This is a genomic window from Pseudomonas lopnurensis (assembly GCF_015070855.1).
GTDB lineage: Bacteria > Pseudomonadota > Gammaproteobacteria > Pseudomonadales > Pseudomonadaceae > Stutzerimonas > Stutzerimonas lopnurensis.
Map to the genome: position 1 here is coordinate 39,297 of NZ_JADDIX010000036.1, position 19,626 is coordinate 58,922.

Here is a 19,626-nt window from a genome sequence, read left to right on the forward strand (position 1 = left end):
GGGCTCCTACAACCGTGCAGTTATCCCGCCGGACGCGTGGGCAAGGCTTCGCCGTTGCCCACCCTACAGCGCCCGGACCTTCAGCGAGCGGCCCTTGATCCTGCCGGCGTTGAGCCGCTGCAGTGCCTGCCTGGCGACATCGCGTTCCACCGCGACGAAGGCCTGGAAGTCGAAGATGGCGATCTTGCCCACCTTGCTGCCGGGAATGCCGGCGTCGCCGGTGAGCGCGCCGAGAATGTCGCCAGGGCGCAGCTTGTCCTTGCGCCCGGCGGCGATGCACAGGCTCGTCATCGGCGGTTGCAGCGGCTCGCCGCTCTTCGCCACGAGGCTGCTCAACGGCTGCCAGTTCAGTGGTGTCTGCTGCAGCTTCTCGATGGCCTGCGCGCGATGCGCTTCCGCCGGGGCTACCAGGCTGATGGCGAGGCCTTTGTTGCCGGCGCGGCCGGTACGGCCGATACGGTGTACATGGATCTGCGCATCACGCGCCAGCTCGACGTTGATCACCATGTCCAGCGCAGCGATATCCAGCCCGCGCGCCGCCACGTCGGTGGCCACCAGCACCGACAGGCTGCGGTTGGCGAACATCGCCAGCACCTGGTCGCGATCGCGCTGCTCCAGATCGCCATGCAGGGCCATTGCCGAGATGCCGCGGGCATGCAGATGCTCGACCAGGTCCTGGCATTGCTGTTTGGTAAAGCAGAACGCTACGCAGCTCTCCGGGCGGAAGCTGGTCAGCACCCGCACCACCGCCTCCAGGCGTTCGCCCGAGTCGATTTCGTAGAAGCGCTGCTCGATCCGGGCATCGTCGTGCAGGATCTCGGCCTTGACCCGCTGCGGGGTGCGCATGAAGGCCGCCGCGAGTTGTCCGATGCCCGCTGGGTAGGTGGCGGAGAACAGCAGGGTCTGCCGCGTGGCGGGCGTCTGCCCGATGATCTCGGCGATGGCGTCGTAGAAGCCCATGTCGAGCATGCGGTCGGCTTCGTCGAGCACCAGGGTGTTCAGCCCGTCGAGTTTCAGCGTGCCTTTGTTCAGGTGTTCCTGAATCCGCCCCGGGGTGCCGACGATGACGTGGGCGCCATGCTCCAGCGAACCGATCTGCGGGCCGATGGAAACCCCGCCGCAGAGCGTGAGGATCTTGATGTTGTCCGCCGCCCGAGCCAGCCGGCGCAGTTCCTTGGCGACCTGGTCGGCGAGTTCTCGGGTCGGGCACAGCACCAGCGCCTGGCAACCGAAATAGCGTGGATTCAGCGGGTCGAGCAGAGCGATGCCGAAGGCGGCGGTCTTGCCGCTGCCGGTTCGGGCCTGGGCGATCAGGTCCTGGCCCTTGAGCATCACCGGCAGGCTTTGCGCCTGGATCGGAGTCATCTCCGTGTAGCCGAGGGCGTCGAGGTTGGCCAGCATGGCAGCGGAAAGCGGCAGCGAGGCAAAGGCGGAACTGGGCACGGGCAGAATCTTCGGCGGGGGAAACGGCGTGCAGTCTAACAGGGCCGCCCATGCATGCGCGGCGAACAGCCGAGCGGATGCTGCGGCAGGGACGGAAATGTTTTGTATGGTGGCCAAGCGGAACCCCGCGAGGACGGGTCGATCGAAAATTGCCCATTAGTCGTCTCCAGGAGATTGTTTTGTCACGTGTTCTCTTTCTCGCCGGGCTGCTGGCGCTTCCTGCGTTCGCGGCTCAGCCCACCCTCTACGGCCGTTACGAGCACATCAAGATCGAAGAAATCGGCAAGACCCTGCCCGCCAAGATGGACACCGGCGCCGTGACCGCATCGTTATCGGCGCGCGACATCGAACGGTTCCGGCGCGATGGCGAGGACTGGGTGCGCTTCCGCCTGGCCGTCGATGGCGCCGATGACACGCTCTACGAGCAGCCCCTGCTCGGCATCAGCCGCATCAAGTCACGCGCCGAGGAGGCCGGCAGCGTCGAGCCTGGCCGCGAGCCGCCGCGAGCCGAGCGCCCCGTCATCGGCATGCAGCTGTGCATTGGCGACCAACTGCGCGAGGCCGAGGTCAACCTGACCGATCGCACCCATTTCAGTTATCCGCTGTTGATCGGCGTCGAGACCATCCGGGATCTGAACGCCGCGATCGATCCGGCCGACAAATACACGGCAGGTCGGCCCGCCTGCTAGCGCGGCACCGCCATTCGGTTGGCATGGGCTTTCCGGGCCGGGCTGGAGCGGCGGGTGTCTGGCAGGGGCTGCCGATGACTGGCGGCTTCGCTGCTCGGCCACGCTTGAACCACGTGGCACGTGGCACGTGCCACTCGGCTCTACTCAAACTGCGGACGTCAGGAGATGGCTGGAGAAACCTCCCCGCTTCAAGCCACATTTCACGCCAATTAGCCGCTTCATGGCTGAACGTCGTGGAAGGCTGGTTCGCTCAGCCGGAAAGGCGGGCACCGTATCGCGATGCCCTCGGCAGGGTGGCTGATCTGAAAGTGGCTGATCTGAAAACGGCTATCCGCCGTTCTATCGAGGCGCGTAACGAACATTCCGCCAAGCCGTTCCGATGGAGCAAAACGGCTGAATTAAGCCAATGCATCGCGCAAGGTTGGCTGCAATCAAAAATAAATTAACGAATTGGGCTTGCGACCCAACTGGTGGCTCTTTTATGGGTTGATAATAATTTTAGATGTAGCGGCGATATATTTGATTTGTCGTTTGCGGTTTTTGATTAATTAATTGCTGTGGATGTTTATTGAATCGTCGAGTCCGAATGAATGATTCATGACCGACCAGTCTTGGATTCTTCTTCCTGCGCGGGAGGAGGCCTTGGGAGGTGCCGTTTCGAAAAACTGGCGGGCACGGTGTGTCCGGAGCGTCTGCGGCGAAGGTTGCGGCTGCCGCTCTGATGGGTGGCTTCTGGCCATCGCGTGCTGCTTTGCGGGGCTCTGCTCGGCGGGTCGACCGCCATTTCGTGTTCTTCGTCAGACTAAAGTCGGGGCTTTCATTCATTAACCCACCCCTGTTAAATTCAGCCTGTGGGTTCCCTTCACACGCAATAAAAATAAGGCGGAGAACGTCATGGCCGACAACGATAAAGAAAATGCTGCTGCGTACTGGAAGGCGAATGTTCGCCTTATAACTTGGAGTCTGGTGGTTTGGGCTCTTGTCTCTTATGGTTTTGCAATCCTCTTGCGACCTCTGCTTTCCGGAATCCCCGTCGGGGGAACGGATCTCGGCTTCTGGTTCGCTCAACAGGGTTCCATCATCACGTTCATTGCGATCATCTTCCACTACGCGTGGCGGCTGAACAAACTGGACAAGGAATTCGGGGTTGAGGAGTAATCAGAATGAGCCAATATTGGATCAACATGCTATTCGTGGGCGCCTCGTTCCTGCTCTATATCGGGATCGCGGTCTGGGCTCGCGCCGGGTCGACTAAGGAATTCTATGTCGCCGGTGGTGGCGTCCACCCGGTAACCAACGGTATGGCGACTGCAGCGGACTGGATGTCTGCAGCATCGTTCATTTCCATGGCCGGTATCATCGCTTCCGGCGGTTATGCCACCTCCGTGTACCTGATGGGCTGGACCGGTGGCTACGTGCTGCTGGCCATGCTGCTGGCGCCCTACCTGCGCAAGTTCGGCAAGTTCACCGTACCGGACTTCATCGGTGACCGCTTCTACAGCCGTGGTGCTCGCCTGGTAGCCGTTATCTGTCTGATTCTGATCTCCGTGACCTACGTGATCGGTCAGATGGCCGGTGCGGGTGTGGCGTTCTCCCGCTTCCTGGAAGTGAGCAACTCCGCCGGTATCTGGATCGCTGCCGCGATCGTGTTCGCCTACGCCGTATTCGGCGGCATGAAGGGCATCACCTACACCCAGGTGGCTCAGTACATCGTTCTGATCATCGCCTACACCATTCCGGCGGTGTTCATTGCCATGCAGCTGACGGGCAACCCGATCCCGATGTTCGGTATGTTCGGTACCCACGTCGATTCCGGCGTGCCGCTGCTGGACAAGCTGGATCAGGTCGTCACCGACCTGGGCTTCGCGGCCTACACCGCCGACATCGACAACAAGCTGAACATGTTCCTGTTCACCCTGTCGCTGATGATCGGTACCGCTGGTCTGCCGCACGTGATCATTCGCTTCTTCACCGTACCGAAGGTAGCTGATGCTCGCTGGTCCGCTGGCTGGACCCTGGTGTTCATCGCCCTGCTGTACCTCACCGCTCCGGCCGTTGCCTCCATGGCTCGTCTGAACCTGGTTCAGACCATCTATCCGGAAGGCCCGCAGGCTGAAGCGATCCGCTACGAAGATCGTCCTGAGTGGGTGCAGACCTGGGAACGTACCGGTCTGATCAAGTGGGAAGACAAGAACAGCGATGGCCGTGTGCAGATGTACAACGACGCCAACGCTGCCTTCACCCCGACCGCTCAGGAGCGTGGCTGGAACGGCAACGAGCTGACCGTGAACAACGACATCATCGTTCTGGCCAACCCGGAAATCGCCAACCTGCCAGGCTGGGTCATCGGTCTGATCGCGGCGGGTGCCATCGCGGCGGCACTGTCCACTGCGGCGGGTCTGCTGCTGGCGATCTCCTCCGCCATCAGTCACGACCTGATCAAGACGCTCATCAATCCGAAGATCAGCGAGAAGAACGAGATGCTGGCCGCTCGTCTGTCCATGACGGCAGCCATTCTCCTGGCGACCTATCTGGGGCTGAACCCGCCGGGCTTCGCGGCTCAGGTAGTGGCACTGGCGTTCGGTCTCACGGCAGCGAGCCTGTTCCCGGCGCTGATGATGGGTATCTTCTCCAAGCGCGTGAACAGCGCAGGTGCCGTGGCCGGTATGCTGGTAGGTGTGGTGTCCACCGCGGTGTACATCTTCCTGTACCTGGGCTGGTTCTTCATCCCTGGCACCAACAGTCTGGCCAACACGCCTGATCAGTGGTGGATGGGTATCTCCCCGCAGGCCTTCGGCGCCGTGGGTGCCATCCTGAACTTCGCCGTGGCCTACGCCGTTTCGATGGCTACCCAGGCTCCGCCGCAGGAGATTCAGGATCTGGTCGAGAGCGTTCGTACCCCGAAAGGTGCTGGCGTTGCGCTTGATCACTGATCGATAATGCAACCAGACGTCAGACCTGGTCTGGCACAAGGTTGAGGTAGAAGTCGGGCTTCCATTTGGAGGCCCGATTTTTTTAGGGGAGTTGTATATGTTCTGGCATTTAATCGCTGCAATCATCGCCGCAGTGGCGGGCGCGGGGATCGGGCTATTGCTGCGCTCCCTGACGCGTAAGCGACTGCCGAAATGGATCGTTCCGGTATTCGCCGGCCTGGGTATGCTGGCTTACACCATCCATTACGAATACACCTGGTTCGAAAGCACCAAAGCGCGACTGCCAGAAGGCTCTGTGGTTGTCTCGAGCGAAGAGGGCGATATGCTCTGGCGGCCTTGGACCATGGTGTTTCCGATGCCGTTGGCCTATACGGTTCTGGATGAAGCGAATACGCAGATTCAGGACACGGATCAAGGGCGGATTGCACGCTTCGTGCTGTACCGCTTCGAAAAGAACCACCTGATGTCCACCGTGAAGAGCAGCGGTTATCAAATGCTCTGCAGTGAGAAAGTGATGGTGAGACTGAATGAGGCAGGCCAGGCGAAGGTCGGGACCCTCGTCCAGCTGGATGCGGACGCGCCGCTGTACCAGGCGGTTTGTGCATCGGAGCGCAGATGAGCCTTTACCATGCGATCGCAGCGCTGCGGTGCTGCTCGATGGTTCATCTGGACGGCTGAACTGCGCAACTGTCTTGCCTCGCGTCCAAAACAGGCTCCGGCGCGGCCGCGCATGAAACGGCAACGGACTCTGGTGGCCTGTTGGGTCCGTTCAGTTGGCCAGTTTCGGCGCTCATGGCCCCGCTAGTGGACTGTCTTGGACGTTTATCCACACGTTGGCTCGACTCGGGAGAAGCGCAACAGGCTTTCGAGCGTAGGGAGCCTGGGGGACGCCCAGTCCTTGCTGGCGGTCCCGACCACCATCGCCGATGATCGCCAGCAAGCTGGCTCCACAACTTAATGCCCAGTCAGTTAACAAGCTAACCAGGCAGGACGCTAGCGCGTTGCCGCGCCTCGCCATGGCGCTGCTATGACTCGTCGCAGCGCCTTGCCGGGAAACCATCGGTATCGGACTTGCGTTAACCGCACAGGCCTCTAGAGCATGCGTGCCTGCTGACGCTTGCGCCAGTTGTTCAGGCGCAGGGTCAGGGCGGCGAGGTCGGCCACACCCTGGCGGCGGGCCCGGCTGAACAGCATCAGCGCCAGCTCGGCAGTGATCAGCGCATCGGCGCTGGCATGGTGACGCTGCAGGATCTGCAGGCCGAAGTGGGCGGTCCAGTCATCCAGGCCGCTGTGGCGCGGGCGGTTGTCCGGACAGAGCATCGGTGCCAGCTCGGCGACGTCGATGAATGGGTGGCGCAGCTTGTAGCCGAGGCTTTCCTTCAGCGCGCGGGCCAGCATGCGCTGATCGAAACCAGCATGGAATGCCAGGATCGGGCTGTCGCCAACGAACTCCATGAAATCCAGCAGCGCCTCGACCGGGTCGCTGCCGGCTTCCAGTTCGCTGGGGGAAATGCCGTGAATGAGCACGCTGGAACTGAGCTTCTGGTCCGGGCGCAGCAGCGTGCGCTCGAACTGGTTGCCCAGGTCGATACCGCCGTGATCGATGACCACGGCACCGATCGACAGCACCACGTCGCGCCGGGTGTCCAGCCCGCTGGTTTCCAGGTCGAGCACTACCATGCGCTGCTCGGTCAGCGGGCAGGCATTGAGTGGTGCCGGGGCCAGCAGTTGGTCGCGGCGTTGCAGCTGTTCGAGTTCCAGCGAGGGACCTCGACTCTTGAACCAGGCCATATTCATAGTTGATATCGCAGCGCCAGACTGCTCTGCAGGCGCTGGGCCTGCCTGAAGGACTCGCGCAGGATGCGCCGGTCCAGGTGGTTGAGACTATCGGGATCGAGCCGGTTGGAATATGGCTGTCCGTCGCGTGCCTGCTGCTGATGGTGCTGCATGCGCGTTTGCTGGATGAAGTGGTAGGCCTCTTCGTAGGCCGCACCATCCTTTTGCTCGATGACGTTCTTTTCCACCAGCTGGCGCAGGCGCTCCAGGGTGTTGCAAGCACCGATGCCATTGCTCAGCGCCAGCAGGCGGGCGCCGTCGACGAAGGGGGTCAGGCCTTGCACCTTGAGGTCGAGGGTGTCCTTGCCGTCGCCCTTGCGGGCCACGACGAAATCGCGGAAGCGCCCCACCGGCGGCCGGTGGCGCAGGGCGTTGTCGGCCATCATGCGCTGGAACAGACTGTTGTCGGCGATTTCTTCGAGCAGGCTCTGGCGCAATTGTTCGCATCCTTCGGACGAGCCCCAGATGGCGCGCAGGTCGAAATAGATGGTACTGCTGAGCAGGTTCTCCGGCGTGGCTTCGCGAATGAACGAACTGAAGCGGCGGTTCCATTCCTGACGCGACAGGCACAGCTGCGGGTTGCTGGCCATGATGTTGCCCTTGCACAGGGTGAAGCCACAGGTATCGAGGTCGCGGTTGATGCGCTCGGCCAGCGGCAGCAGGCGCCCGCGGATGTGCGCGGCTTCGGCGGCATCGGCCGCCTCGAAGAGCATGCCGTTGTCCTGGTCGGTGTGCAGGGTCTGTTCGCGACGGCCTTCGCTGCCGAAACACAGCCAGGTGAAGGGAACGCCGGGATCGCCCATATCCGCGAGGGCCAGTTCGATCACGCGGCTGACGGTGTGGTCGTTGAGCAGCGTGACGATGTGGGTGATCTGCGTCGACGAGGCGCCGTGGGCCAGCATGTTGTCGACCAACTGCCTGATGCGACTGCGGATCACCACCAGCGCGTCGACGCCGTCGGCATGGCGGATGGTTTGTGCCAGATGCACCAGGTCTACGCGCTGCAGGGAGAACAGGTCGCGTTCGGAGATCACCCCGCAGAGCAGGCCGTTCTCCACCACGCAGACATGCGCGATATGCCGCTCGGTCATGGCGATGGCGGCATCGAAGGCGGTGGCATCCGGCGGCAGGTGGAAAGGGTCGTGGGTCATGAACTGGCCGATCGGCGCGGCCAGATCGGTGGTGCCGCTGCCGATGACCCGGCGCAGGTCGCGCAGGGTGAAGATGCCCTGGGGATGCAGCAACTCGTCGACGATGACGATGCTGCCTACGTTCTGTTCCTGCATCAGCCCGACGGCTTCGTCGAGCGGCCTGGACGGCAGGCAGGACACTGGGTGGTGCAGCGCCAGCTCGCCGATGCGGGTTTCCAGCGAATAGTGCTCGCCGAGGCTTTCCACCGCGCGCATCTGCGCCTGCTGGTTGACCAGATCGAGCAGGCTGCTGACGCCACGCATGGCGAAGTCGCGGAAGGCGGTGGAGATGGACACCAGCTTGACGAAGGCCGGCTTGTTCAGCAGGAAGCAGAAGGTGTCTTCGGCCGCCAGGTGCGCGGTGCGGGTGGCGCGCTCGCCCATGAGCGCCGCCATCGGAAAGCATTCGCCGACGATGACTTCGAAGGTGGTGTCGGTTCCGCGCTTGGCGGTGTGCGGGCGCAGGCCATGGACGCGGCCCTGCTTGACGATGAAGAAATGCTGCACCACGCCGTCGTCGGGTGAAATGATGCAGTCGCCTTCGGCGTAGAAGCGCAACTCGCAGTTTTCGACGAGGTAGGCGAGATGTGCCGTTTCCATCTGATTGAACGGGGCGTATTTGCGCAGGAATTCCATGCTGCCATGGATGTTCTGCAGTACGGCCGTCTTCCCTGCCTGGGCGAAGGCGTCAGGTGTGCTCATGGTGACTTCCATTTTTTGTTCATGGTGGGCCGTGGGCCGGTTCGGCCCAATTGGACGTAAGTCTAGTCAGCCGGGACATGGCCAAGGCTGATCGGGGTCAGCCCGTTGTTTCGGGCTGTTGCGACGCGGCGCGGACATAAAAAAACCGCCCCGGAGGGCGGTTTTTCTGGCGCGGCGTGCCGCTTACAGGCCGTTCTTGGCCTTGAACTCGCGGCGGCGGCGATGCAGCACCGGCTCGGTGTAGCCATTGGGCTGCTTGGTGCCTTCGAGGACCAGCTCCAGGGCGGCCTGGAAGGCCACGCTGTCGTCGAAGTTCGGCGCCATCGGGCGGTACAGCGGGTCGCCCTGGTTCTGGCGGTCGACCACCGGCGCCATGCGCTTGAGGCTCTCGATCACCTGGTCCTTGGTCACTACGCCGTGGCGCATCCAGTTGGCCACGTGCTGGCTGGAGATGCGCAGGGTGGCGCGGTCTTCCATCAGCGCGACGTCGTTGATGTCCGGCACCTTGGAGCAGCCGACGCCCTGCTCGACCCAGCGCACCATGTAGCCGAGGATGCCCTGGGCGTTGTTGTCCAGCTCGTTGCGCTTCTCTTCCTCGCTCCAGTCGGTGTTCGGTGCCAGCGGGATGGTGAGGATGTCGTCGATCGAAGCCTTCTCGCGCTTGGCCAGCTCAGCCTGGCGCGCCTGCACGTCGACCTTGTGGTAGTGCATGGCGTGCAGGGTGGCGGCGGTCGGCGATGGCACCCAGGCGGTGTTGGCACCGGCCAGCGGGTGGCCGACCTTCTGCTCGAGCATGGCGGCCATCAGGTCGGGCATGGCCCACATGCCCTTGCCGATCTGCGCGCGGCCCTGAAGGCCGCAGGCCAGGCCGACGTCGACGTTGTTGTTCTCATAGGCACTGATCCACTTCTCGGCCTTCATGGCCGCCTTGCGCACCATCGGGCCGGCTTCCATGGAGGTGTGGATTTCGTCGCCGGTGCGGTCGAGGAAGCCGGTGTTGATGAACACCACGCGCTCGCGCGCTTCCTTGATGCAGGCCTTGAGGTTGATCGTGGTGCGACGCTCCTCGTCCATGATGCCGACCTTCAGGGTGTTGCGCGCAAGGCCGAGGACGTCCTCGACGCGGCCGAACAGCTCGGTGGCGAAGGCGACTTCTTCCGGGCCGTGCATCTTCGGCTTGACGATGTACATCGAGCCGGTGCGGGTGTTCTTGCGGCTGGTGTTGCCCTTGAGGTTGTGGATGGCGGCGAGGCTGGTGAACAGGCCGTCCATGATGCCTTCCGGCACTTCGTTGCCGTCCTTGTCGAGGATGGCGTCGTTGGTCATCAGGTGGCCGACGTTGCGGATGAACAGCAAGGAGCGGCCATGCAGGGTCAGCTCGCCGTTGCCGGCGGCCTTGGTGTAGACGCGGTCCGGGTTCATGGCGCGGGTGATGCGCTTGCCGCCCTTTTCCAGCTCCTCGACCAGATCGCCCTTCATCAGGCCGAGCCAGTTGCGGTAGACGATGGTCTTGTCGTCGGCGTCGACGGCGGCGATGGAGTCTTCGCAGTCCATGATGGTGGTCAGCGCCGCTTCCATCAGGATGTCCTTCACGCCGGCGGCGTCGGTCTGGCCGATCGGGTTGCTCGGGTCGATCTGAATCTCGAAGTGGATGCCGTTGTTCTTCAGCAGCACGGCGATCGGCGCGCTGGCTTCGCCCTGGAAGCCCTGCAGCTGGGCCGGGTTCTTCAGGCCGGTGGTGCTGCCGTCGTTCAGCGAGACGACCAGCTTGCCGGCTTCGATGCGGTAGCCGGTGGAATCGACGTGGGAGCCGGATTCCAGCGGTGCGGCTTCGTCGAGGAAGGCGCGGGCGTAGGCGATGACCTTGTTGCCGCGGATCTCGTTGTAGCCTGGACCTTTGCTGGCGCCATCTTCTTCAGAGATGGCGTCGGTGCCGTAGAGCGCGTCGTACAGCGAGCCCCAGCGGGCGTTGGCGGCGTTCAGGGCGAAGCGCGCGTTCATGATCGGCACCACCAGTTGCGGGCCGGCCATGCGGGCGATTTCTTCGTCGACGTTCTCGGTGGTGGCCTGGAAGTCTTCGGCTTCGGGCAGCAGGTAGCCGATGTCCTGCAGGAAGGCCTTGTAGGCCACGGCATCGTGGGCCTGACCAGCGCGGGCCTGGTGCCAGGCGTCGATCCGGGCCTGCAGCTCGTCGCGCTTGGCCAGCAGGGCACGGTTCTTCGGCGCCAGGTCGTGGATGACGCTGTCGGCGCCGGCCCAGAAGGCCGCGGCGTCGACGCCAGTGCCAGGAATCGCCTCGTTGTTCACGAAGTCGTACAGGACTTTGGCGACCTGCAGGCCACCGACTTGAACGCGCTCAGTCATTACTCGCCTCACTTGGTTCTTCTCATTCGCCGGACGGATTCGATTCTTGTAGTCCGAGTCGCCGGATACTACATGAAGCCGTGGGGAAAATCAGTCCGCTGTCGGTCGCGTTCTGGGGCGTTGCGTGCCGGTTCTGCGGGCATCGGCCTGCTATACCTATTGGGCCTTCTGCGTGCCGATCGTGCCGCGGCGTGCGGATCGGCCCCCCATCACAGCCAAGGAGCGTTCCATGGATCACCTCGTACTCACGGTCATCGCCGAGGACCAGCCTGGGCTGGTCGAGCGGCTGGCCCAATGCATCGCCGACCACGGCGGCAATTGGCTGGAGAGCCGCATGTCGCGCATGGCCGGGCAGTTCGCCGGCATCCTGCGGGTGGCGGTTCCCGACCAATCTCACGCCGAACTCACCACCGCCCTGCAGGGCCTGCAGGCCCAAGGCATACGCGTATTGCTGGCGCACAGCGGCGCGGAACCGCAGGCGAGCTGGCAGGAAATCCAGCTGGAACTGGTCGGCAACGACCGGCCGGGGATCGTGCGCGACATCACCCGCCTGCTGGCCGAGCAGGGCATCAACCTGGAAAGCCTGGACACCGACGTGTTGCCGGCGCCGATGAGCAGCGAGCTGCTGTTCCGTGCCGAGGCGCGCCTGGCGGTGCCGAGCGAACTGTCGCTGGAGCTGCTGCAGGAGCGTCTGGAAACCCTGGCCGACGACCTGATGGTCGAGCTCAAGCTGCAGCCGGCCGAGTAGACGTAGGCGCTTAGGCGGCGCTTCGGCGCATGATGCGCCAGGCGTCCAGGCTGTACACCGCAAGGCCCGCCCAGATGCAGAAGAACGCCAGCTGCCTGTCCACCGGGAACGGCTCGCCGAACACCTGCACGGCCAGGACCAGCAGCAGCGTCGGCGTCAGGTACTGCAGAAAACCGAGGGTCGAATACGGCAGGTGGCGTGCGGCGGCGTTGAAGCCCAGCAGCGGGATCAGCGTCACCGGTCCTGCAGCCATCAGCCAGAGCGCCTCGGGCGTGGTCCAGAAGGCCGGCTCGGTGCTCGCACCGCTGCCGAACAGCAGCAGCCAGGCTACGGCGACCGGCAGCAACAGCCAGGTTTCCACCACCAGCCCCGGCAACGCGGCCACCGGTGCCTGCTTGCGCAGCAGGCCGTAGGTGCCGAAGCTTAGCGCCAGCACGATGGAAATCCAGGGAAACTCGCCGAGCGTCAGCAACTGCAGGCCGACCCCGATGGCGGCCATCGCCACGGCCAGCCATTGCAAGGGCCGCAGGCGCTCACGCAGCACGATCAGCCCGAGCAGTACGTTGACCAGCGGATTGATGTAGTAGCCGAGGCTGGCTTCGATCATCCGGTCATGGTTCACCGCCCAGACGTAGATCAGCCAGTTGGCCGCGATCAGCACACTGGAAATCGCCAGCACACCGAGGCGCCGGGGATTCGCCAGCAACTCGCGCCACCAGCCCGGATGGCGCCAGAGCAGCAGGGCCAGGGTGCCGAACACCGCCGACCAGATGACGCGCTGGGTGACGATTTCCAGCGCGGCGTATTGCTCGATCGATTTGAAATACAGCGGAAAGAGGCCCCAGATGCTGAAGGTGGCGAGCCCCAGCAGATAGCCTTTGCGCAAATCGGCGGTCGCCATGTAAGCGTCCCTGGATGCGGAAAAGCCGGTCATTGTGCGCCGCAATGTCGCACTTGTCTGCTGGCATCGCACGCTGCAACGCAACGACGGGGAACATGACCCGGCTGGTTCCGTCTGAGTTCGAAACGGCAGCCCATCGGAGACAGCATGAAACTTCACGCCCAGGTGGCCCTGATCACCGGCAGCACCCACGGCATCGGCCGTGGCATCGCCGTGAGACTGGCGCAGGAGGGCGCCGACGTCGTCCTCAACGGCCGCGAGGACGACGCCGAAGCCCGCGAGAGCCTCGAGCAGGTGCGCGCCTGCGGGCGACGCGCCTGTTTCATCGCCGCGGACGTCGGCCGTGTCGAGGACTGCCGGCGCCTGGTGCGCGAGAGCGTCGCGCGCATGGGCCGGCTGGATATCCTGGTCAACAATGCCGGGGTGCAGACGCACGCCGCGTTCCTCGATGCCGGCGAAGAGAATTACGACCGGGTACTGGAGGTCAACCTGCGTGGGCCGTTCTTCCTCGCCCAGGCCTTCGCCCGGCATCTGCGCGAGCAGGGGCGCGGCGGGCGCATCATCAACAACAGTTCGGTGCACGAGGAGCTGCCGCATCCCAACTTCACCGCCTACTGCGCCAGCAAGGGCGGCTTGAAGATGCTGATGCGCAACATCGCCATCGAACTGGCGCCGCTGGGCATCACGGTGAACAACGTGGCCCCCGGGGCGGTGGAAACACCGATCAACCGCGCGCTGTTGAACCAGCCGGACAAGCTCGCCAGCCTGCTGAAGAACATCCCGGCGGGGCGCCTCGGTCGGCCGCACGACGTGGCCGGCGCGGTGGCCTTCCTCGCCTCGGCGGATGCCGAATACATCACCGGGACTACACTGGTGGTCGATGGTGGCCTGCTATGGAACTACAACGAACAATGACCGATACCCAGCCGTGCTACCCGTTCGACTACGACACCACCGCCGTCTCGGCGGCCGACACCCTGACCCCTGCCGACCGTTATCAGGAACTGTTCGTCGCGGTGCAGATGCAAAGGGTCTTTTCCGATAGCAAGACCTTCGTCGACTGCGCACCGCTGCGCCCTCCGGAGGCGATCCTCGAGCGCTACCGGGCCCGCTGCGACGAACCCGGTTTCGACCTGAAGGCCTTCGTCCACGAGCACTTCAGCCTCTACCGGATGCCCGCCAAGGAGTTCGTCGCCAACCCCGACGACAGCCTGGCCGAGCACATCGACCGGCTCTGGCCGGTGCTCACCCGGCATCCCCAGGAGCACCCGGCGCATTCCTCGCTGCTGCCGCTGCCGCACGACTACGTGGTGCCGGGCGGACGCTTCACCGAGCTGTACTACTGGGACTCCTACTTCACCATGCTCGGCCTCGACGAAAGCGGTCGTTGCGACCTGCTGCGCTCGATGGCCGACAACTTCGCCTACCTGATCGACACCTACGGCCACGTGCCCAACGGCAACCGCACCTACTACCTGGGGCGCTCGCAGCCACCGGTGTTCGCCCTGATGACCGAGCTGTTCGAGGAAAGCGGCGTGCATCGCGCCAGCGACTACCTGCCGCAGCTGCGCAAGGAATACGCCTTCTGGATGGACGGCGGCGACTCGCTGCGCCCCGGCGAGACGCACCGGCGCTGCGTCTGCCTGGCCGACGGGGTGGTGCTCAACCGCTACTGGGACGAGCGCGACACCCCGCGCGAGGAGTCCTACCGCGAGGACGTCGAGACCGCGCGCGCCACCTGCCGGCCGCGCCATGAGGTCTATCGCGACCTGCGCGCCGGCGCCGAATCGGGCTGGGACTTCAGCTCGCGCTGGCTGGACGATGCGCACCGCCTGAGCACCATCCGCACCACCAGTATCCTGCCGGTGGACCTCAACAGTCTGCTCTACAGGCTGGAGCGGCAGATCGCCAAGCTGTCCGAGGTGAAGGGGCAGCAGGCCTGCGCGGCCGATTTCCGCCGCCGCGCCGAAGCGCGGTTGGCGGCGATCGACCGCTACCTGTGGAATCCGCGGATCGGCGCCTATTTCGACTACGACTGGCAGCGCCGTCGCCAGCGCGACAACCTCACCGCCGCCACCCTGGCGCCGCTGTTCGTGCAGTTGGCCAGCGCCGAGCAGGCCGCGGCGGTCGCCGAGACCGTGCGCACGCGGCTATTGGCGCCGGGTGGGCTGGCGACCACCGAGATCGCCGGCAGCGGCGAGCAGTGGGACCGCCCCAACGGCTGGGCGCCGTTGCAGTGGATCGGCATCCGCGGACTGCAGCACTACGGGCACGACGAACTGGCGCTGGACATCGAGGAGCGCTGGCTGAGCATCGTCGGCCACCTGTTCGAGCGCGAGAGCAAGCTGGTCGAGAAATACGTGCTGCGGCCCTGCACCGAGCATGCCGGCGGCGGCGAATACCCGCTGCAGGACGGCTTCGGCTGGACCAACGGCGTCACCCGCAAGCTGATGCAGGAAGACCCCAGCCACCAGGCCAACCGCTGCCGCGCCGGTCATTGCAGAGCCCAGTGGGCCGACGATCTCCAGCGCAAGGTGGGAGTCGAGCCGTGACGGCGGGGCTGCCGGTCGAGGGGTCGTCGCGGCCGTTCACTGGCGGCGGTAGGTCAGCAGGACGATGCCGGCGACGACGATCAGCCCACCGACGATCTGTCCCGGATTGAGCATCTGGTCGAGCACCAGCCAGCCCAGCAGCAGGCTGGCGAGCGGCTCGACGTTCATCACCGGCGCGTTGCGCGGCATGTCCAACCGCGGCACCGAGACGAACAGCATGATGAAACCGCTGCCGTAGAGCATCACCAGCGTCGCCAGCGCCAGCCAGCCGGTGCTGCTGGCCGGCAGGTCGAGCCCGCCGGGCAGCGCCCCGCCGAAACCGGCGAGGTTGGCGCTGGCGAACACGATCAGCATGGTCAGCATGCTGCGCACCGAGCCGCGCACCGCCGACAACTTGTGATCGGTGACCCAGAGCGCGCAGGCGAAGGCCGTGGCGGCACAGAACGCCAGCGTCACGCCGAGCACCCATTGCGGACCGCCGGCGCGGTCGCTGGCCAGCCGTGCGGGCACGTCCAGCACCAGCACCAGGCCGACGAGGATCACCCCCATCAGCGCTGCGGTGCGCGCCGTCGGCCTGGGGCCGCCCAGCACCCAGGTCAGCAGGGCCAGCAGGATCGGAAACAGGTTCGCCACCAGCAATGCGATGGCCACGGGGATGCGGGCCACGGCCGAATACAGGCACAGGCTCTGCGTCGCGATCAGCAGGCCGAGCAGCAGTTGCCAGCGCCAGGTGGCCGCGCCCAGGCGGATGCGCTCGCCTTGCCAGGCCACCAGGGCGGCGAGCGCCAGCAGGGTGCCACCGGAACGCAGCAGGATCGCCAGCAGCACGCCGGCGCCGTCGTCGAAGGCTATCCGTGCCGCGATGTGGTTACCGGCGAACGCGCAGCCGAGGCAGAGCAGCAGAAGCACGGCGATGTGGCGGGGAAAGGGCGTCGGTGGCGCGGGGACAGCGGCGGGGGGCGTGGACATGGGGTTCTCTTGTCAGGGGTTGCCGTTTCGCCGCAAGCCGCGTCGCTGCGAAGCTCTATCGTAGAAGCGGGCCATGCCCGCGAAGTTTTGCAGTGGGTCGGTTCGCGAGCATGGCTCGCTCCTACAGGCGTGCCTGCGCGCGAAGGGCCGAATGATCGCCGGCTCGAATGGCGACAGCAAGTCGGCATGCCGTGCATCAGGGACGGCGATAGGGATTCGCCGTCACCGGGGACAGGTCGAAGGTGCCCCTCTCGACGAAGCGCTGGGTGCCGAACAGGCCGCCGGCGAGCTTGCCGCGCAGGACGTAGGGCACTTCGCCGTCGGCCTGTTCGGCCAGGCCCAGCGCCTGGCGGGCCGCGGAGAAGGCCGAAATGGTCACCGGTACGTTGAGCACCGTTTCACCGAAGCGCGGCACGGTGCCGCGCTGGTCGCTGACGCCACTGGCCAGTTGCCGACCGTTGACCTCCAGGTTCAGCGCGACGCCGTTGTAGTCGATGGCACTGTCGTTGGGGTTCTGCAGCCGCAGTCTGACCATGAAGCGCAGTTCCAGGCCTTCGCCTTGCAGCGGCTGGATGCCGGCGACCTGGACGTTGAGCGGATCGCGTGGCGAAAAGGCCGCGCAGGCGCCCAGAGCCAGTGCCAGCAGGGCCACCAGCAGCAGGCGCAGTGTGTACAGGGCGTGGATGTTCGGGCGCGATTGCACTCAGGGTTTCCTGTCCAGGTTCTTGAGGCCCTGCAGCAGCTCGATGGGCAACGGGAAGACGATGGTGGAGTTCTTGTCGCTGGCGATATTGCTCAGCGTCTGCATGTAGCGCAACTGCATGGCGCCCGTCTGGCGGCCGAGCATCTCGGCGGCCTGCATGAGTTTTTCCGAGGCCTGCAGTTCGCCTTCGGCATGAATGACCTTGGCCCGCCGCTCGCGTTCCGCCTCGGCCTGGCGGGCGATGGCGCGGATCATGGATTCGTCGAGGTCGACATGCTTGATCTCGACGTTCGCCACCTTGATACCCCAGGCATCGGTCTGCGCATCCAGCACCTGCTGGATGTCGCCGTTGAGCTTCTCGCGCTCGGCGAGCATGTCGTCCAGATCGTGCTTGCCGAGTACCGCGCGCAAGGTGGTCTGCGCCAGTTGGCTGGTGGCCGAGTGGTAATCCTCGACCTGGATGATCGCCTTCTGCGCATCCAGCACGCGATAGTAGATCACCGCGTTGACCTTCACCGAGACGTTGTCGCGGGAAATCACGTCCTGGGTCGGTACGTCCAGCACCAGGGTACGCAGGTCCACCCGCACCATCTGCTGCAGGCCGGGAATCACCAGGATCAGCCCCGGCCCCTTGACCTTCCAGAAGCGCCCGAGCTGGAACACCACGCCGCGCTCGTATTCGCGCAGGATGCGGAAGGCCGAAGCGACCACGCCTGCCAGCAGCACCAGCAGGACGATGAAACTCATTTCATAACCCATGATTCAACTCCTCTCCAAGGGGGGCGGTTCGGTCACGGCGACCTCCAGCTGCAGGCCATGCCGGGCGACCACGCGCACCTGCTGCCCGGCCTCCAGCGGCGTGGCGCTGCGGATTTGCCAGTTCTCGCCCTGCAGGTGAGCCCAGCCGCTCAGCGGCGCTTGCGGCTGCACCGCGCTGACCACGACCAGGCTGCCGATCAGTTCGCTGTCGCCGCCGACCAGTTGCTGTCGTCGCGCCTTCAGCGCCATGGCGACGATGATGAAGACCAGCAGTGCGCTGGCCAGGCCCAGCGGTACGATCAGCCACAGCGGGATGCCGTAGCCGGGCACTTCGGTGTCGATGAGGATCACCGCGCCGACGACGAACGCGGCGACGCCGCCGATGCCAAGCACGCCGAAACTCGGCAGGAAGGCCTCGGCGACCATGAAGGCGATGCCGAGCAGGATCAGCGCCACGCCGGCGTAGTTCACCGGCAGCAGCTGCAGCGCATAGAGCGCGAGGATCAGGCAGATGCCGCCGAGCACGCCGCCGGCGCCGATGCCGGGGTTGGAGAATTCGAGGATCAGCCCGTAGATGCCGATCATCATCAGGATCAGCGCCACGCTGGGGTTGGTGATCACGGCCAGCAGGCGCACCCGCCAGTCCGGCGCGTGCTCGATCAGCGTGGCGCCCGCAGTCTGCAACTGCACCTCGGCGGAAATCGTCTGCAGCGTCTTGCCGTCGAGCTGGGCCAGTAGATCGGCCAGGTCCCGGGCCAGGTAATCGATCACCTTGAGCTCGAGCGCTTCCGCAGCGGACAGGCTGACCGCCTCACGCACGGCCTGCTCGGCCCATTCGGCATTGCGCCCGCGCAATTGGGCGAGGCCGCGGATGTAGGCGGAGGCGTCGTTGATCTGCTTGCGGCTCATGGCATCGCCGGGGGCCTGCGGGTCCTCTTTGTTGTCGGCATCCGGCTGCTGCGGCGGGGCGCCAGGCATGTCGCCGCCGATCTGCACCGGCGTCGCCGCGCCGAGATTGGTGCCCGGTGCCATCGCTGCGACATGACTGGCGTAGAGCATGTAGGTGCCGGCACTCGCCGCGCGCGCCCCGCTGGGCGTCACGTAGGTGGCGACCGGCACCGGGCTGGCGAGGATTTCCTTGATGATCGCGCGCATGGAGCTGTCCAGGCCGCCGGGGGTGTCCAGTTGCAGTACGACCAGTTGGGCGGCCTCGTCGTGCGCCTGCTGCAAGCCGCGGATGACGTAGTCGGCGCTGGCCGGGCCGATCGCGCCCTCCACGCGCAGCACCGTCACCGGTGCCGCGGCCAATGCCGGGCCGGCCAGCGCGAACAGCAGCGTCAGTAGCCAGCCCAACTGTTGGGGCAGATGGCGAGACATGGATAATCCTCCGCAGACGGCTCGGCGATCGGCTCCGTATTTCTTCAGCGTAGACGACTGGGGCCGGGCGGCCCGCTGCTGCGCCAGTCGGCCGCGCGGAATGAGCCGATGCCCGCCTGCATAACGCCTCTGTAGGAGGCGCCTGCGCGTCTGCGCCGCAGCGCTGTCGGGCAGCAAACAGGGTGCAGCCCCGGGAAAGCCGCCTGTGCACCCTGCGCCCGTAGGAGCCCGGGGGGACGCCGAGTCCTTGCCGGCGATCATCGGCGTTGCGGCCGATCGCCGGCAAGCGGGCGCCTACGCCTAGTGGTGGGGCAAAAGGATAATCCGCGTTCCGGCAGACGCGTGGCCAAGGCTTCGCCGTTACCCACCCTGCGAACTGGCGCAATCTCTAAAATTCATCCAATAAAAAACAAGGCTATGTCTGAGCTGGCTGTTGCGGATAGACGTACCCCCTGTAGGA

16 protein-coding genes and 1 pseudogene are annotated in these 19,626 nt (G+C 64.9%); 8 read left to right on the plus strand and 9 right to left on the minus strand.

The features are described 5' to 3' along the window. Positions 1 to 63 precede the first annotated feature (63 nt). Positions 64 to 1,443, minus strand: coding sequence for an ATP-dependent RNA helicase DbpA (gene dbpA, locus IN820_RS07660; protein WP_193680408.1), 1,380 nt, complete (start codon positions 1,441 to 1,443; stop codon positions 64 to 66). Between the two features lie 179 nt (positions 1,444 to 1,622). On the opposite strand from dbpA, the gene rloA2 reads away from it, so the two are divergent. From rloA2 to IN820_RS07685, 5 genes and pseudogenes are all read left to right on the plus strand, one after another. Further along, on the plus strand, positions 1,623 to 2,132 hold the full coding sequence (rloA2, locus tag IN820_RS07665; protein WP_193680433.1) for a retropepsin-like aspartic peptidase RloA2: 510 nt from the start codon (positions 1,623 to 1,625) through the stop codon (positions 2,130 to 2,132). A 145-nt stretch (positions 2,133 to 2,277) separates the two neighbouring features. Then, positions 2,278 to 2,622 (plus strand): annotated as a pseudogene (locus IN820_RS22550) (hypothetical protein); the annotation flags it as partial. Positions 2,623 to 3,026: 404 nt separating this feature from the next. After that, entirely contained in the window at positions 3,027 to 3,290 is a 264-nt protein-coding gene (locus tag IN820_RS07675) for a DUF4212 domain-containing protein (protein ID WP_063540741.1), read from the plus strand. Between the two features lie 5 nt (positions 3,291 to 3,295). After that, on the plus strand, positions 3,296 to 5,065 hold the full coding sequence (locus IN820_RS07680) for a sodium:solute symporter family protein (protein WP_193680409.1): 1,770 nt from the start codon (positions 3,296 to 3,298) through the stop codon (positions 5,063 to 5,065). Between the two features lie 97 nt (positions 5,066 to 5,162). Then, on the plus strand, positions 5,163 to 5,684 hold the full coding sequence (locus IN820_RS07685) for a hypothetical protein (protein ID WP_193680410.1): 522 nt from the start codon (positions 5,163 to 5,165) through the stop codon (positions 5,682 to 5,684). Between the two features lie 473 nt (positions 5,685 to 6,157). On the opposite strand, the gene IN820_RS07690 is transcribed toward IN820_RS07685, so the two are convergent. The 3 genes from IN820_RS07690 to IN820_RS07700 form a co-directional block, all read right to left on the minus strand. After that, positions 6,158 to 6,862 carry a 3'-5' exonuclease gene (locus IN820_RS07690; protein WP_193680411.1) on the minus strand — a complete coding sequence of 235 codons (705 nt, stop codon included), beginning with the start codon at positions 6,860 to 6,862 and terminating at the stop codon, positions 6,158 to 6,160. Next, complete coding sequence (locus tag IN820_RS07695) at positions 6,859 to 8,793, minus strand: putative nucleotidyltransferase substrate binding domain-containing protein (RefSeq protein ID WP_193680412.1); 1,935 nt, start codon at positions 8,791 to 8,793, stop codon at positions 6,859 to 6,861. The genes IN820_RS07690 and IN820_RS07695 overlap by 4 nt, the downstream gene beginning before the upstream one ends. 183 nt (positions 8,794 to 8,976) lie before the next feature. Next, on the minus strand, positions 8,977 to 11,157 hold the full coding sequence (locus IN820_RS07700) for a malate synthase G (protein ID WP_193680413.1): 2,181 nt from the start codon (positions 11,155 to 11,157) through the stop codon (positions 8,977 to 8,979). 229 nt (positions 11,158 to 11,386) lie between these two features. Here IN820_RS07700 and IN820_RS07705 point away from each other — a divergent pair, with 229 nt between their 5' ends. Continuing rightward, entirely contained in the window at positions 11,387 to 11,905 is a 519-nt protein-coding gene (locus IN820_RS07705; RefSeq protein WP_193680414.1) for a glycine cleavage system protein R, read from the plus strand. Between the two features lie 10 nt (positions 11,906 to 11,915). Here the strand turns inward: IN820_RS07705 and rarD are convergent, their stop codons facing one another. After that, positions 11,916 to 12,806: an EamA family transporter RarD gene (gene rarD, locus IN820_RS07710; protein WP_193680415.1), complete on the minus strand. Its 891-nt coding sequence runs from the start codon at positions 12,804 to 12,806 to the stop codon at positions 11,916 to 11,918. Positions 12,807 to 12,953: 147 nt separating this feature from the next. Here rarD and IN820_RS07715 point away from each other — a divergent pair, with 147 nt between their 5' ends. Further along, positions 12,954 to 13,721 (plus strand): SDR family NAD(P)-dependent oxidoreductase, encoded by a 768-nt coding sequence (locus IN820_RS07715; protein ID WP_193680416.1) that lies wholly within the window; start codon positions 12,954 to 12,956, stop codon positions 13,719 to 13,721. After that, the gene (gene treF / locus IN820_RS07720; protein WP_193680417.1) at positions 13,718 to 15,358 is read left to right on the plus strand and encodes an alpha,alpha-trehalase TreF; all 1,641 of its coding nucleotides are present in this window, start codon (positions 13,718 to 13,720) and stop codon (positions 15,356 to 15,358) included. The genes IN820_RS07715 and treF overlap by 4 nt, the downstream gene beginning before the upstream one ends. Positions 15,359 to 15,394: 36 nt before the next feature. Here treF and IN820_RS07725 read toward each other — a convergent pair whose 3' ends face one another. The 4 genes from IN820_RS07725 to IN820_RS07740 all read right to left on the minus strand — a co-directional run bounded on the left by IN820_RS07725 (position 15,395) and on the right by IN820_RS07740 (position 19,166). Continuing rightward, a complete protein-coding gene (locus tag IN820_RS07725; protein WP_193680418.1) occupies positions 15,395 to 16,327 on the minus strand; it encodes an EamA family transporter in 933 nt (310 codons plus the stop codon). A 196-nt stretch (positions 16,328 to 16,523) separates the two neighbouring features. After that, positions 16,524 to 17,030: an LEA type 2 family protein gene (locus IN820_RS07730; protein WP_313054616.1), complete on the minus strand. Its 507-nt coding sequence runs from the start codon at positions 17,028 to 17,030 to the stop codon at positions 16,524 to 16,526. Beyond that, on the minus strand, positions 17,031 to 17,789 hold the full coding sequence (locus tag IN820_RS07735; protein WP_193680419.1) for a slipin family protein: 759 nt from the start codon (positions 17,787 to 17,789) through the stop codon (positions 17,031 to 17,033). A gap of 3 nt (positions 17,790 to 17,792) precedes the next feature. Beyond that, a complete protein-coding gene (locus tag IN820_RS07740) occupies positions 17,793 to 19,166 on the minus strand; it encodes an NfeD family protein (RefSeq protein WP_193680420.1) in 1,374 nt (457 codons plus the stop codon). Between the last annotated feature and the right edge of the window lie 460 nt (positions 19,167 to 19,626).